Origin of the sequence: Aliiglaciecola sp. LCG003 (assembly GCF_030316135.1) — a bacterium.
Taxonomy (GTDB): Bacteria; Pseudomonadota; Gammaproteobacteria; order Enterobacterales; family Alteromonadaceae; genus Aliiglaciecola.
In genome coordinates, this window is sequence record NZ_CP128185.1 from 3,236,780 (window position 1) to 3,253,027 (window position 16,248).

Genomic DNA, 16,248 nt, shown 5'->3' on the forward strand with positions numbered 1-16,248 from the left:
CTAGCAACGAATGGGCCCGACAATTAAAAATAATATTCTACGCTGAGCTGGGCAAAGTCATCACGTCTATATTGATAGACGGGTTCACTCGGCTCTTTACTGGAAAACAACCAAGCGTCAAAACGCCATTTCCAATTATCATTAATTCGGCTCGAAGCCTCGACAAACCCCATTCGACTAGAAGATACATCTAAATCTTGGATAAAACCGAGCAGTATTTCCGTTCCATCAATATCGTTAAATACAATTCTGGAACCAAGCATAAGATCATTTTGTGACGGGGCTAACAATATATTATCGCGGCCATCGTATTGGTATTCCATCAACCAACCTAGATCAAAATTACTATTAAACACACCAACTTTGGTGTATTCAAATCCCCCAACTGCAGCAGTGTAGTCATCAACTTCGGATTGACGGGAAATACCTTCAAACTTAAATAACCAGGCACCATAAACCGCTAGTAAATCAATTCCGGCCTGCTGGATTTGCGGGTATAAGGGGCGTAAATAAGCTTCGTCTTGGTCGAGTACTGGCACCATGATGGGTTCCCGTGACGTTCCATCGAAGTAAGAGACGCCCACTTCCCAATCCCCTAAGGTATTTTGCCAGCGCACTGCCCAATCAATATTTTTTTCTCGATCATTAGATTCATACAAAGGATTGTCGCTATCAACCTCCAAAGCAAATCTTGGCCGCCCTTCAGGGCCGGAAAATGTGCGTTCGCGAAAATAAGGTAGAACAAAAAATGACGTGGTACCCCAATCACGTATAATCGATAAATTAACCATTGGCTGGCCCAGCTTATCTTCGCCATCTATGGCTTCAATGGAGTCGGTCTGGTTAATGATATCCACTAGATGCAAGGATTCCGTTTGTCCCCAAAATACCCGTCCCACGCCGGTACGCAGTTCCCAATCATCTCCAACGTGAAGCCAAATGAGCTCCCTGATATCTCCATGGGTCCGTTCATCATCTTGCTGATCAAAACGATAAAAGGGCTTAAACAGTAGACTGTCGTTTCCGTCATTAAATTCAGTGTAAATTTCAGCTTCAGCGAACATAGAAATGCTCGCCCGCTGCTGCTGGTCCATCAGTGCATCTTGCAAAAAATAGCGCTGCTCAATAGCCGCAGTGCCTCTTACTTCAATTTCACTGGCAAAAGAAAAAGTAGAGATAAAAGCACAAGCTAAACATGCACTAGTTAGTGCTTTATCTCGCCCTTTTAAGGCTGTTCTTATCAAAATCTCCGTCCTTCAATCCGGTTTTAAACTCTATTGTATGGGTAATCAACTCAGTACTTTTACCATTTTGTTCGTTGAACATTTCAGCCCGATGTGGGCGCCAATATTTGTCCAAATACTGTTTGTAATCACTCATCTCCAATGTCTTTAGTAAGCTACCTTTTCTATCATAAAATTCAATTTTATAAGGCACGTAACGCTCTTTATCAACCCACACTTTTTGTTTAGTGTAGCCAGAAAATTCATCCACCGGATATTGCTCTAATACGAACATATCACGGTCTTTATATTGATCATCAGATAGATACTTAAACGTATACTTTTCAACTTCAAAAGTAGTCATATCCTCGTAAGCAAACTCGCTACCCATAAAGGGGCCTGATTTATTCCGTGAAGAAATACGTTTCACCCGCTTTAAAGCCGGAAGATATATCCATTGGTCATCAGGCACAGTAGCATGGGAGAAATTTAAAAAAGCAGTGCCGCTGACATCCCGTGGTTCATCAAAAATAGTAATGGTTTTGTCACCATCATCCAATACTTCAAGGGCTTTCGTACGCATCTTGCGTTCAGTTTGTTGGCTTTGTGAATTACGCAACACCATGGTCATATCCGCCACGGTATCTTCCCAACCCAAATCCCGTAATTTACGCTCCTTCGCTATTTCCATCCCTTTTTGATCTGACTCTTGGGCGCTGACTATAGCGCTAAATATTATCAATAATGCCAGGGCAAAAGCTTGTTTAGCCCGCAAAAGAGTTTGTCTGTTGTTTTTCATAGTTTGAATCCTTAGACGTGTCATGTTTGTCGAAAAGCAGAAGAAAAGCAGGTAGGAACAAAAAGTCCACAACCAATGCTATAACAATAATGATCCCGGTTAATAAACCCATGTCAGAATTTAACGCGAACGAAGACAAGGTTAAAACAGAAAATCCTAGCGTCAGTACGATAGTCGTTATCCATAGCGCTTTACCAACACTTCGAAACGCATAACGAACAGCATCTTCAGACGATTCACCACGAGTGATTGCATGTCTATATTTGCTTAGAAAGTGCACAGTATCATCCACAATTATACCTAATGCCATGCTTAATACGACCGACAGGCCCATATTTATTTCGCCTGAATAGATCCCCCAAATACCAAAACCTATAGCCGCCGGCAGTAGATTTGGGATCAGGCTGATCCCGCCCAGTTTCCAAGAGCCTAAGGCAAACACTAAAATCAAGCTTATCAGAATTAATGCAAACAGGGTGCCGCGTAATAGGCTATTCATATTAGCTTCGCCTACGTGGGCAAACATTAGGTTTTGACTACCTGCGGCTAAACGTAAATCGCTAGCATTATCAGCAATCCATTGATAAGCGCGATCTTCAAAGTCAGTGATCTGTTTGCTACCTAAATTTTGCATCGTCACTGAAATACGTGTACCCGATTTATCAATATTGAGTTGATTGTTCAAATCTAAATTATAAGGCAGCGACATTTCATACAACAACAGAAACTGCGCCGCCAGTTCCTGATTTTCAGGTAAACGATAAAAGTCGGGATCATCACCATGCATGTTTTTATTCAGACGTAAAAATGTGTCGGTAATACTGGCGACGTGATCAACCTCAGGCTGTTGTTTTAGCCAAAGACTGAATGCATGGATCTTTGCTAATACTTCAGGATTATTAATCCCAGACTCAACGTCCGTTAACACAGCAAAGTCCACTGTCGACATACCGCCGAGCAATTTATTTTGTAAATCAGCGGCAATTTTAAATTCAGCTGACTCATCAAAGTACTCTATAGGTATATCATTGATTTTATTTAAACTTGATGCGCCAATGGCAGCAATTGTAACAACTACCGTTAACGGCAAAATACGCTTGTGATGAGCAATAACCCACTCTCCAAATGCGACAAAGGGATCTTCACTTTGATTTAGGCTTTGAGTTGCCTTAATCGGCACCAAAACCAATAGTGCTGGTAGCAAGGTCACCGATAAGGCGCACGCAATCATAACCCCTACTGCGGTGAGCGTACCTAAATCAGCTAGCGCGGGTACATCTGAAAAATTCAGAGTGAGGAATCCTATCGCAGTGGTGGCACTGGTGATAAAAATAGGTTTTAGATTCAGCTCCATACTGGTTTGTATAGCTTCACGCTTGGTCCTTCCATTTCTTAGTTCATACAGCATTGAGGCAATTACGTGGACGCAATCTGCCACCGCCAGCGTCATAACTAAGGTAGGAACATTCACCGTAGCTGTGGTCAGCTCAAAGCCAAACCACCCCCCAACCCCCATTGCCGAAGCGATTGAAGTTAGCACTATAAGCAGGGTTGTGAGCATTCCTAGGAAGGAACGCAGCAATACCCACAAAACAATCAGAATAACCAAAAACATTAAGGGCACTAAGGTTTTAGCATCCGACTTTGCAGCATGCTCAAACGCACTGTTCATGAACACAATACCGGTATGATAAAAATCGTGATCAGGGTACTTAGCTTTATACTTGTCGGTTAACTGCCTTATAGAGTCGACAATACTGGCAGTGGCGGCTGTTTTGTCACCATCGGGCAATTGTACCGTAACCGCTACTAATGCAATTTGACCTTTAGGGTCAACCAGACGATTTAATAAGTTCGGATCACTCAGGGCGACCTGCTTGACCTGCTCCACTCTGTGGGAATTAATTGAATCAACGTCTAATATGAGTTGCTCAACCACCATATCGTCTTGCTCAGACCAAGTGTGTTGAAAGTTGCTGATTGAGTCGACTCTATTCGATAACGGCGTCTGCCAAGCGTCTTCCGTTAATTCAGTCAATAGAGTCAAGGTTCGTGTATTGAATACACTCCCAGATTGCGGCACCACAAGAATGGTTGCACTTTCATTCTTGCTAAACACAGCTTGCATTTGTTCAAATGCTAGCCGCTGCGGATTATCTTGTTTGAAATAAACTTTGTAATCACCGTTGAAGGCTAAAAACTGACCTCCGGCACTGGCCAGAACAACTAACGAAATAGAGACTATGAGGATCCACCAAGGTTTGTTTAGTACTGCATTTAACCAAAAACGCTTCATCCGAAAAAATCCTCTACCGTGCTGTTGTTAATTCGAAATGAAATAGCTTCATGCCATTTCATCCACTACATACTTCGTTCACTTAATTGCCAAAAGCAGTGCAGATAGTAATTGTTAACCACTACGACTAATAGCCTCAAGCCTAGCAAATTTCAGGCTCAACGTATTAAACATCAAACCAAACAAACCCTTGGGTAAAGTTCATTCAATATTAGTTAAGCATACCGACAAATACAAAACTTGACGGCCTATATTCATAATATATTGACAGATTTTATCCAAAAACCATTACCTATCCCCGCTCTATAGTTTCTATTCTACACGAGACTATCTAATTGTTTTATAGTTAACTTTTATCATTTATGCAGACTAAACCCGCGACCCAGCAATAGACTGGTTTGTAGATAATTTTGATCTTTTTGATAAATGAGGTAGTATTATTAGCAACTGGTCAGATGAGCGGATGTGTTTAAAATGAGTATTAGAACAAGTTTAAAGAAAGTACTACCACCAATTTCAGTCACCGAGCAAGAAGCGCTAGACGCGGGTGATGTTTGGATCGAATCTTCTATTTATCAAGGTAAGCCTGACATGCAGGCCCTTAGAGACGTTCCGGCTGCCAAATTAACAGCTGAAGAACAGGCTTTTCTCGACGGACCTGTGCAAGAGCTACTAAGCATGATCGATGACTTTGAACTGCAAAATAGTGCTCACATTCCTGAGAATATTTTGGATTTCATTAAAGCGAATAAATTCTTTTCATTGATCATTCCAAAGAAATTTGGTGGTTTAGAATTTAGCCCTTATGCAAACTCAACAATCGTAGCCACCATTGCTGCAAAAAGCGGCGCCGTAGCCGTTACCGTAATGGTGCCAAACTCTTTAGGTCCCGGTGAGTTGCTTATGCACTACGGAACTGAAGAGCAACAAAATTATTGGTTACCAAAACTAAGTATCGGCCAAGATATTCCATGTTTTGCCCTAACCAGCCCCGAAGCCGGTTCAGATGCAGGCGCTATTCCTGATGCTGCATATGTAACCAAAGGCATGTGGGAAGGTGAAGAAGTCGTCGGATTGCGTGTTAGCTGGGACAAACGCTATATTACCTTAGCGCCTATCGCTACAGTTTTAGGCCTAGCGTTTAAAGTATTCGACCCACAACAATTACTTGGCGATTCATTGGAATTAGGCATTACCTGTGCACTTATTCCAAAGTCTCACCCAGGGGTTGAACTAGGTAATCGTCATGATCCTATGGGTGTGCGTTTCTATAACGGCACTACCCGTGGTACTGATGTGTTTATACCAATGGATTTCGTTATCGGTGGACAAAAGAATATTGGCCGCGGATGGCAAATGCTAGTCAGCTGTCTTGGCGCTGGCCGCGGTATCTCGCTGCCGGCCATGGGCGTAGCCTCTGCTCAGTCAGCATTTAAATCTACCGCTGAGTACTCCTTTGTACGTGAACAATTCGGCGTACCAATTGGACGTTTCGAAGGGATTCAAGACAAACTAGCTGATATCGCCGGTAAAACCTTCGTTCTTGAAGCCATGCGTGTTCTAACCACTGAAGGTTTAGGCATAGGACTAAAACCCTCGGTTGTTACTGCCATTGCAAAATATCATATGACAGAGCTGGGTCGTGATGTATTGAACTCAGCTATGGATGTGCAAGCGGGTAAAGCGATTCAGCGCGGACCACAGAATACCCTGGCGAATGGCTATTCGGCGCTGCCTATCGCGATTACCGTTGAAGGTGCCAACATACTCACCCGCAGCTTGATGATCTTTGGTCAAGGAGCGATGCGTTGTCACCCGTATTTGAAAGAAATGGTCGATCTGATCCACAGCGATGATAACGCTGCAGACGCCAAGTTCAATAAAGTACTAGGTAAAACCGTTAAATTTAGTACCGCCAATGCATTCCGTTCGCTACTTAACAGCTACGTGCCTTTTGCTCGCCGAGCAGAATCGGCTATGCCAGAAGTTAAAAAATACGAGAAACGTTTGAACGCGTTATCAGCTAAATTAGCTCCATTGGCAGATTTCTCTTTATTAGTACTAGGTGGAGACCTGAAAAAAGCTGAACTATTGTCTGCTCGTTTAGGCGACATTATGAGCTACAGCTATGCTGCTATGGCAGTAATACGTTTTTATGAGCAAAAGGTCGAAAACCGCAAAGAAGCCCTACCTTATTTCGAATACGCTATTCAATGGTGTTTGCAGCAAGGTGAACAAGCTCTAGTCGACTTCGTGAATAACTTCCCGCAAACTGCTACCCGTGGTTTGATGAGATTGTTAACTAACACTTATACTTCGTCTGTCAGCGGCATATCCGATGATCTGAAACGTGAGTTATCAGAAGCCAGTATGCAACAAACCAGCATTAAACGTCAGTTGACTCACTTGGTTAAAGTGATTCCAGGAGATGGTAACGACATCAACCAACAAGCATTTGATGCTAAACATGCCGCTATGCCATTATTGAAGAAAATTCATAAGGCTGTACGTGAATCACCAGTGATACCCTCGTTGTCATTTGAGCATGTGGTTGAAACCTTATTCAGCAAAGGTCTATTGACTCAAGATGAGCTCACTAGCGTGTTGGATTACAACGACAAGCGCAAATTAGCGGTTCGTGTGGATGAATACAACTTTGATTTAGAGCTACTCTCTCCAGAGCAAAGCACCGATAACGAACAAGCAGACGCGGCTTAATCACTAAAGTTTATGTTATTTTTAAAAGCAGGCTTAGGCCTGCTTTTTTATTGTCTGCAAATATTTAACCCGCATATTACGCTAGCCGCAATATATACCGGCTGAGGCGATTTCTCTGTGCGTAGTTAACATTTATGCTGTTGAGTGCTTTTTATATTCCATCTGCGCACTGGCAATAGCATCAAAGCAGAAAAAACGCTAACATCTGCTACTGACAGCAACATTTTACCTTATTAAGAAAACTGGATATCTGCCAATGACTAATGAGCGACTCGATAACGATCTTCCTAATATTGTGCTAGATAAAGAAGATCGTGAGGCTTTCCAAAAATCTCGGGCTAAAGAAAAAAGCAGCAAACCGCTAAAATCAGATAACGATGGAAGCCCTAAAAGCGGTGTATCCGGTTTCTGGCTGGTACTCGCGTTATTGCTCGGAATTGCAGCATCGGCTGGTTGTTACTGGCTTTATCAGCAAAAAGTGATTATGCAAGTAAGTTTAGACAATGCTGTCAGTCGGGTGACAGAGCTGGAAAGAAGACTGTCTGCAACTGGCGAGGAAATGGATCAATCTGCTGGTGCCCTGCGTATTAAAGTCACAGAATTGAGTGACAAAACCGATGAGCTGTGGACTCAAATGGATAAGCTATGGGCCAGTGCTTGGCGCAAAAATCAAACTGAAATCAACCAGTTGAGTGAAAAGCTAAACTCCACATCACAAACTTTAGACAAGAAATTGTCAGGCTTAGAAAGTGATACTTTGACTGTTTCGACCAATCTAACTGTATTGCAGGAACAAATATCACAGCAATCTAATGAACTGGCGCAATTGAATACCCAAATAGTTGCTCTCAAAGGGAGTGAGAACAATAATTCAAGGCAAATCGGTGATATCCAAGCAAAACTTGTGGCGCTGGACCAAGTTAATGGTGCAATAACCCGCAGAGTGGCTGAGTTAGAAAAATGGCGCAGAAGCCTGCCGCCGCCAACAAGCCCGCAAACCCTTCCTTAAGGCCCCAAGGCCAAGATAAATGTGATAGGTGTCTAAAGGTCGCTGCATCAGTTCTGATACAGCAACCTGCTTGATAGCAGACTTATTGTTTAAGCTGACACGATATGCCACAAGGACACTTTGCATGTCGATAGGCTCTTATGCCAAGGATGCTTAAAAGCGATATCCGTTAGCCAAAAGCTTCTATAAAAATAACTGATTCAGCACAAGCCCCTGGTCCAGATTGTTTCCACCCTCAGCGATTATTCATGGCTGTTTCATTTCCTGAACCTGATTTCAGACCCGCTTTTTAATCAAAAACCCATAGATAGCTGCGAAATTTTATACGGAGAAATTTATAAAATATCATTTGGCTAAAGATGAAACTGTATGAATAATAGATGATTGATACCCTAACATAGCTAACCAGAGGCTTACCTTGAAAATTTTAAAGTTCAGCTTGTATTTGCTGATGGCGATTATAATCTCCCTTGCCATTTACCTTTATTTAAATAAAGCTCCAGACAAGTCGGTTGCTGAACTTAGTCAACGCTGGGCACCTGAACCTTCACAATTCGTGAATATTGCAGGTATGAATATTCATTTAAGGGACGAAGGACCAAAATCCGATCCTGAACCTATCATCTTAATTCATGGCACCAGTGCCTCTTTGCACACTTGGGATGGATGGGTAGAAGCCTTAAAAGAACAGCGCCGGGTGATTCGTTTCGATTTACCCGCTTTTGGTCTAACAGGTCCCGATCCGCAAAATAATTATACCATTGAACATTATGCAGAAGTCGTACTGGCGGTATTAGACAAATTAAAAGTCGATAAAGGTGTGTTAGCCGGTAACTCTCTTGGTGGGTACATCGCTTGGGCAACTGCAGTATTGCATCCTGATAGAGTGTCCAAATTGATTCTGGTCGACGCCAGTGGCTACCCCTACAAGTCCGAATCTGTGCCACTGGCCTTTAAATTATCGAAAAATCCTATTGCTAGTCGGCTATTAAAAAATGTCTTACCTAGGGCATTGGTCGCGCGCAGCGTTAAAAATGTTTACGCAAACCCAGATTTAGTAACGGATGCATTGATAGACAGATACTACGAGTTAACCCTTCGCACCGGTAATCGTGACGCTTTGAAAGAACGCTTTAAGCAGACGTTACCTGGGCCTTTAGTAAATAAGATTCGCACTATAAAGGTCCCTACTCTGTTAATTTGGGGCAAGAAAGACCAACTAATACCGGTTGAGTTCGCAACCATGTTTGAACAAGATATCGCAAACAGTCAATTGATTATTTATGATGACTTGGGCCATGTGCCGCATGAAGAAGATCCACACACAACGGTTTTAGCGGTAAAACAATTTTTACAATCTAACAATGACTAGATGCCGTGGCTATTATTAGATTCACAGCCCAAACAAATGTTTTGGGCCTTTTAATAATGACTAGTTAGCATCCCCAGCAATATTCGTCACTTGATAGAGAGTTGCTATCGTTTTTGTCCCAGGCTTTTCTGCCGTCACTATAAAAATATAGAGTACCGTCACCGGATTGCGCTGAGCTAGCCACCGGTTTAGCCAAAATAAGGTAACTGTTTCCAGATGCTGAAACACTATCAATGGTTAAATCATACTTTTTATTGGCTAGAGGTTCAGATGAAGGTGAATGAGCATGAAAAACCGCTGGTTTTCCCGTATCCCCTGCTGATTCTGCTGCACCTTTATAAGTATAGCTTGAGGCTTTGTGACGTTCCAAAGCAGCGGCTAACGCCATTAAGTCTGCCTGTGCAGCGCTTCGATTACTGCTTTTCATAAACCCTTGGTAACTCGGGTAGGCAATACTAGTAATAATGCCGATTATTGCCACCACAATCATTAATTCTATTAAGGTGAAACCGCTATTTTTTGTTGTACTAAACGTCATCTATTATTCCCTCTATTGCCGTTCAATTTCAGTTTTCCAACTATTCTTCTGTACCCGTTCGAAGCGCCCATAAATGTTTTCAGCCAAACACTCAAAAGCTGTTCCGCAAGGCAACGGATTACCTTCATCGTCTACATCCATTACCGCCGAGGTGCACTCAGTGCCTAAGCAAACAACGGGTTTGACAATATCTTCTATCAAAATTTTAGTTTCCGGTGCTATGCCTGTTTGACGTAATTGGGCGAAGCGATCCTCGTTTTGGTAATCCCCATTTTTATCTAAGTCAGTCACCGCATTGGCATTGAGCAAATTAACCAAATAAGCCCGGCTGTTACCCGCAGGCGGAGCACAATCACTGACACTGGCTGTAGTCGGTAAATAGGTGGTAAAGAATAATTGATAGTCGATAATCAGTGGAGACGCCAGTACCTTTTCCCCCCCTGCCGCCAACTCTAGGTACCAACCTTGTTTGTTGGAAAATTCATTAGTGGCGATTTCTTTTTCCGATTCATCACTTGAGGTCAGAGTGTGCGCAGTGGCATTAAACAACTCGGACAATGATATGGGTGTAGATGGGCGTGTATAGAGTCCGTTTGCATCCAACTCAAATACGCCCGGGTCTTTAATCATGTAAAAATGATCATTAATCACACTATTTAGAGGGCGGGCACGATAGCCACTGCCAAGGGCAACGGCATAGTAATGCTCATCACCTAAGGTAATTTCAGACACGTCAGGACCATAGAAAAAACGGCGATTATCGGTGGCTGATTCTCCCGCGAACTGTGCCATTAGGCCTCCGCTAACTAACTCACTCACGCCATTTCCATTGTGTATGTCTAAGCGGAACATTTGACCTCCCATATCCACTACATACATATGGTCGGCAAATCCGTCACCTTCTCTGTCAATAACTGACACGCGGGCAGGAATACTGTATTGCATGTCGGTAAGGGTCAAATCAGCACCTGAATTACTTGCTGACCAGAGTAAACCACCGGTATCTGCATCAACAATATACACAGCGTTGCCAATTGCATCCGGGCTGCGCGTTTCTTTATCGTCCTGCTGTGCATCATAACCACCGGCAAATATCAGCACGTTTTTAACCGTTGAGCCAATTCTAACTTTTGTTACAGTCGGTCTAGACCAACTCTGACCCAGTTTCTCAAAACCTGCACTGCCGCCGCGAATTTCAAACTTTAAAGAAGGGGATGATTTACTGGTAATGTCAAAAGCATAATAGTTGTTGCCACCTCGGCGCATACCCACGTATAAGTATTTATTATCACCGTCATTACGCAACACCATGTCACCATCCAAGCCATAAATATGATTGAAGCTTGCGCCATCACGGTATAAGTCATATTGATTGGCTAGCAGTTCTCTTGGCATTACGGCGAAATTTTCGCTGCCGGTAACAGGGTCAAATGAATGCAGAAGACCATGGTTGGTTGCCACTAAAATAGCACTTTCTGTTGCCCCATAATTGACAATAATGGGTTGCGAATGAATGGGGTCACCCATCATTAAACGTACGTCGTCGCTACTACCATCGCCATCATCATCTCTAACATCCACTCCTCTGACCCACTTCAATACAGTAGTGCGCAGTGTTGCAGCATCGGGTAAATCCGACACGCCTAAATCATTTTGGCTAATACTAGTATTACTCTCATGTAACAAGTTACCTTCACGTATGATGGTGCCATTACCCTCAAAGGTATAGATATTCCGTGACAATGTCATTCTGCTAGCGGCCCCTCCCTCTCTGACATCATTGCCATCCGCTGCGACTGACCAATAGCTGTGTGAGTTTTCCGAAAAGAACCCAGTACCGTCATCGACTGCGGCTAGACCATTTTGGTCGAGAACTTGATCACCGTCTATCCGATACTTTTTCAAGTTTCCAGGCCAAATGGCCCCTTCTGATGGTTTGAATAAGGCGAAATACAATTCGTCGTTATGGGTCAGGCGATTCAGTTGGTTGACCGCCACCCCTGGAGAAACGAAGGTGGTGTTAACATCCTTAACCGTTTTTAAAATAGATGAAAATGCAGTTACCAAATCGGCTGAGTTATCGGCTTCGTAGAAACCGCCGCCGCCATTAATGGCTAATTTATTTAAGAAAGCGCTGGCTGCACTGTTGGTAGCAAACCCTATGGTATGGGTAATGATCCTCGAATCAATAACCGAGTCGCCTAGGTCACCGATATTACCGATCAGATCAACGCCACACTTTTCGCCACCATTGGCATCTCGGCAATTTGCCCCTAACAGCGCTTGAATCTTGCTTACGCTATGGTTGTTGTTGGCTTCACCGTCGGATAACAACACAATATGGTTATTAGTCTGGCACTGCCTGTCTTCAATTGGCGAAATATAGCTGGCACCTGCCGGAATATACTCACCAACACAGTTACCATCACTCAAATTGTCTTCGCTGCAACCGTTAGGCAATACAGAGTTGGCTCCAATATAGGCTTGTCGATGGCTGACACGAGTACTACGGCGAACCGAAGAGCTCACTGAGCTTGTTCCCCTAGCCAAACCATAATCTACATCCCGTCCACCATAGTATTTAGCTGCTTCCAATAGCGTGTCAACGATGGGCGTATAGCCATTGGCAGTCAATTCATCCACCTTGCTGATAAGGTGTTGACGGACTGTGGAGATACTACCTGGGGTAGCAGAACCTTGATATTCCACCACTAACTCTGGCGCCCCCGATGGTTTTCCTTGGTAGCTGTAAGCCCCTCTTACACCGGTAATATTTGACATGATAAACATCATGTCATTGCCGCTTTGCCAATCTCCTCGATTAACTAACTCTTGCACAATAGAAGCCACAGAGGGCGAATCATAGGAAAAATTCCGGTACCACTGGGGGATATTCGACCAGGTTACTGAGGCTGACGTTTTGGCTTTGTCTCGCAGTAAATAGCGAGGATAGTTTCTGAAATTATCGGGATCGGCTTCATTAGCGCCACGTATGACAAAGGACGCGCCGCTACCGGTGCGGTTCTGATAAGCGGTAAATCTCAAATAGGCATTAGTTACAACAGCATTTTTCGGCAGTGCTAGGTTACGAAAACGTACTGCAACATATTTGTTGTTTGAAGCATTAAAGGTCAACTCAGAGCCGGTAGACTGAGCACCGTCATTACGTTCTTCAGCGTTGTCTCTTTGGGATGCAACTTGATAATTAGCTTGCCCTTGAACACAGCCTGTTGCAGTACTCTCATCATAACCAATGACCAATTGCGGGGTAGAGCCTGTGCCATCTTCAAATGCCGCAGTACGCCTATCACTAGAACCACTTACGCTACTGGTCTCAAGAATAATATTTAACGCATTCATGCCACACCAGCTGGTTTGATCAACCACTTCTTGAATGACGTTCACAATAGACGGTGAATTAATCGTATCAGCAGATAAAGGCCAATCATTTTCGCTATCCCAATTGATTTCATTGACGGTGCGAGTGCGCGAAGAAATATCGAAATTGCTCGTGGTAAATGTTGTGGCATCACCAATTAGTTCGGCACGGATATTAATAGAGGTAACGGCGGTATTTAACTGCGACGAAGTAAAGCGCATATAGGCGCTGGTGATCACCGCTCCTCTTGGAATATTTAGTTGTTGGTAGCGATAACCACTAGTCACAACTTCGGTACCTTGGGATATTTTGACTTGGTTGGATGACGTATTTACCACCCCTGAAATCTCATACGCATCATCTGAGCCTGAGACTATCGGCGTAATGATTTCAGGGACTACTGAGGCATCAATCGGACTGACGGGATATAATACCGGCCCACCGAAATCAGAAAAACGCATCAACCCAGCGTTGATATTGGTCACACTTCCAAGGGTTTCTTTTAAGGCATTTTGTACTCTAAGCATACGGGTTTCAGTAGTATTGTCTTTGCCGCCCATACTGCCGGACGTATCCATGATAAAGAGTACATTAGGGTAGTATTCGACCGCCGCATCTGATGTTCCTAGATAAATTTCCAAATCGTCCGCAAAAGCAGTAAAGACAATCATGTTGCTAAGCAAAAATGATGCAACTCCAGTTAGCGCTTTATTAATAGACATAAATACAACCTCGCTATTGGGATGCTGGCGCGAAGACAGACGCGCTCAAAGTGTTCGCTACGGCAAACTTAGCACCTTGCAACTGTCCGCAGCCTTTAATGATAAATACATGACAGCTAATATTACTGCCGCCGATCACGTTACTGGAACCTAAACAAGCTCGCTCTTGAATAAAAGCAGTGCGAGACCAGCTTGAAATAGCAGGCTTTTCATCAAAAAGTCCTGCCGCCGTATGCTCTGTATTAGTTCGCAAGCCGCTGGTAGTAACCGTTCGATTAGTCCAATCATTGGCGTTAAAGCAGCTAATATCATCATTGGCTAGATCAACAATATTGCCCTGTCGGGCTTGAGACAAGGGGTCAACTTTGTCGGGATCCGATAGCAGTACCTCGTCCTCAGATTCAAACACGACTCCGGCAATCGCCGCTTCTGCAGCATCAAAGGCCAATGATTGTTTCTCCATAGAAACCGCCATCTTATTTTGCATTAAGCTACTTGAGACTGAAGCTACTCCTAACACCGTTAGACTCATCAGTACTAACAATGCAAATACCATCACTAAACCTTGTTGTTTCATACCTTTCTACTTCGCATAAAGTTCTTCACATTGCGCAATGTTATTGTGGTTTCAAATTGCTTAAACAGGCGCGGCTCTGTGGGGTTAATTGCAGTCTCGTTGAGCAGTTTAAAGCGCGGCGTATTGTTAATCGACACTTCACCATCACCTTTCAAGAGTACGGCTAGTCTGATGGCCACAACCTGACCATTGTTTGCAATGATGGCAGCCAATTGATCAGCGGTGACATAACTGACCGGGCGAGCGGAGTTGTCACCTGTAAGGACATTATTGGTGTAGCCATAAAGTACTTGAAAGCTTTGAACCTCATCAACCAAGGTGACTGAAGCATGGTTGTCATGTCCTACTGCAACTTTTTGTCCGCGCAATACGCGCCCATCAAAGCCACGACACTTAAGTTGAGTACCCTCGACAAAATATTCGTTGACCACGTAAAACTCTTCATTGACGCCATACCCTAATTTAAGCCCGCGACAATCGCTAGACGCGACCATAGCAACCGCGACCCTATCATTACTCCCCGCCGCCCCCTGAGAAGAACCAACATCAGCAAATGCCGCAAAGTCACCTGGCAGTACAATGGGATGATTCATCACATAAGCGCCTTCGGCAACGGGGTCGAGGTCTCGATTCAAGGTGGGGGATAATGGGTCATACCTTCCGGCCATAATTAATTCATTGCGCAGGCGCGTAATAATAAAACGGCCACTTTCTTGAGTTGAAGCAATAGAGCGATTGAGTCGTTCAGTCAAACTATTACTCACTAATACTTGCACAATTGCGCCGGATATCAGCAAACCTAATGCTAGGGTAATCATGATTTCAACAAGACTAAAACCCTGTTGGCGGGCATGTAGACGAGTCATAGCACCACATCCAGTCGAACACAGTCATGAGGTTCGGACTTACCCTCATTACAACTGTCGTTTAACGCTCTCTCAATATTTTGTCGATTCTCCACGGGCCATCTGAGCATGATGTTTACTCGCGAACCACTGCTGCATTGTTCTGTATCGAACAAATCATTGTCCTCACAGTTTACTTGGATCTCTACCGACGGATTCGAGCCTACCGCTGAGCAACTGGCTTCGTAGGCATCATAAATCGCAAACTCCGCTGCACTGCACTGTGAACCACTGCAATCAGGGATATCTGCTGGCTGTACTAGACAAAAACAGGCATAAGGTAAAGCACTAGAATTACAAGAGAGATTATTGAAATTGTAGATATCTGCATCGAAATAGTTTTGGTCGACAACTAAACCATCCCCTACTAGAGACATTCTGGCACTGGCCCTCAAACGTTCGCTTAACTGCTGCGCCACCATTACCGATTGAGAACGATTCAATGCATCAGAATTAGAAAATGAACTGACAAATTGTAGCGACGCGACGCCAAGTAAACCAACGGAGAGAATAAACAAAGTAACCAGCACTTCAATCATGCCAACACCACGTTGCTGTGTAGGTTGATAGCCACATGCTGCGTTTCTTACCACGGTAACTCCTGACTCACTGAAATTGATAGATCAAAAAACTCAAGTTTATTAGACCCAGTATAGTCTTTGTTGCGTCTATCGCTTGAACTGCTTTTTCGTTGGTATTAAATTTAGCCT

General features: G+C 43.7%; 11 protein-coding genes. 3 read left to right on the top strand and 8 right to left on the bottom strand.

Annotated elements, in window-relative coordinates; genetic code table 11:
* Nucleotides 1–23: 23 nt before the first annotated feature.
* From QR722_RS14150 to QR722_RS14160, 3 genes are read right to left on the bottom strand one after another with little or no spacing between them, the layout of a single operon-like run.
* Nucleotides 24–1,244, bottom strand: coding sequence for a hypothetical protein (locus tag QR722_RS14150; protein WP_286283554.1), 1,221 nt, complete (start codon nt 1,242–1,244; stop codon nt 24–26).
* Nucleotides 1,213–2,022 (bottom strand): outer membrane lipoprotein-sorting protein, encoded by an 810-nt coding sequence (locus QR722_RS14155; protein ID WP_286283555.1) that lies wholly within the window; start codon nt 2,020–2,022, stop codon nt 1,213–1,215. Before QR722_RS14155 ends, QR722_RS14150 begins: the two co-directional genes overlap by 32 nt.
* Nucleotides 1,988–4,318 (bottom strand): efflux RND transporter permease subunit, encoded by a 2,331-nt coding sequence (locus QR722_RS14160; protein ID WP_286283556.1) that lies wholly within the window; start codon nt 4,316–4,318, stop codon nt 1,988–1,990. The genes QR722_RS14155 and QR722_RS14160 overlap by 35 nt, the downstream gene beginning before the upstream one ends.
* Nucleotides 4,319–4,792: 474 nt before the next feature.
* On the opposite strand from QR722_RS14160, the gene QR722_RS14165 reads away from it, so the two are divergent.
* The 3 genes from QR722_RS14165 to QR722_RS14175 all read left to right on the top strand — a co-directional run bounded on the left by QR722_RS14165 (nt 4,793) and on the right by QR722_RS14175 (nt 9,417).
* On the top strand, nt 4,793–7,036 hold the full coding sequence (locus QR722_RS14165) for an acyl-CoA dehydrogenase (protein WP_286283557.1): 2,244 nt from the start codon (nt 4,793–4,795) through the stop codon (nt 7,034–7,036).
* 256 nt (nt 7,037–7,292) lie between these two features.
* Nucleotides 7,293–8,045, top strand: a complete 753-nt coding sequence (locus tag QR722_RS14170) for a hypothetical protein (protein ID WP_286283558.1) — start codon at nt 7,293–7,295, stop codon at nt 8,043–8,045.
* Nucleotides 8,046–8,496: 451 nt separating this feature from the next.
* Complete coding sequence (locus QR722_RS14175; protein ID WP_286283559.1) at nt 8,497–9,417, top strand: alpha/beta fold hydrolase; 921 nt, start codon at nt 8,497–8,499, stop codon at nt 9,415–9,417.
* Nucleotides 9,418–9,481: 64 nt separating this feature from the next.
* On the opposite strand, the gene QR722_RS14180 is transcribed toward QR722_RS14175, so the two are convergent.
* From QR722_RS14180 to pilV, 5 genes are read right to left on the bottom strand one after another with little or no spacing between them, the layout of a single operon-like run.
* Nucleotides 9,482–9,955 (bottom strand): type IV pilin protein, encoded by a 474-nt coding sequence (locus QR722_RS14180; RefSeq protein ID WP_286283561.1) that lies wholly within the window; start codon nt 9,953–9,955, stop codon nt 9,482–9,484.
* A 12-nt stretch (nt 9,956–9,967) separates the two neighbouring features.
* Nucleotides 9,968–14,056, bottom strand: coding sequence for a PilC/PilY family type IV pilus protein (locus QR722_RS14185; RefSeq protein ID WP_286283562.1), 4,089 nt, complete (start codon nt 14,054–14,056; stop codon nt 9,968–9,970).
* 13 nt (nt 14,057–14,069) lie between these two features.
* Complete coding sequence (locus tag QR722_RS14190) at nt 14,070–14,633, bottom strand: pilus assembly PilX family protein (protein ID WP_286283563.1); 564 nt, start codon at nt 14,631–14,633, stop codon at nt 14,070–14,072.
* Nucleotides 14,630–15,499 (bottom strand): PilW family protein, encoded by an 870-nt coding sequence (locus tag QR722_RS14195; RefSeq protein WP_286283564.1) that lies wholly within the window; start codon nt 15,497–15,499, stop codon nt 14,630–14,632. Before QR722_RS14195 ends, QR722_RS14190 begins: the two co-directional genes overlap by 4 nt.
* On the bottom strand, nt 15,496–16,131 hold the full coding sequence (pilV, locus tag QR722_RS14200) for a type IV pilus modification protein PilV (protein WP_286283565.1): 636 nt from the start codon (nt 16,129–16,131) through the stop codon (nt 15,496–15,498). The genes QR722_RS14195 and pilV overlap by 4 nt, the downstream gene beginning before the upstream one ends.
* Nucleotides 16,132–16,248: the final 117 nt, after the last annotated feature.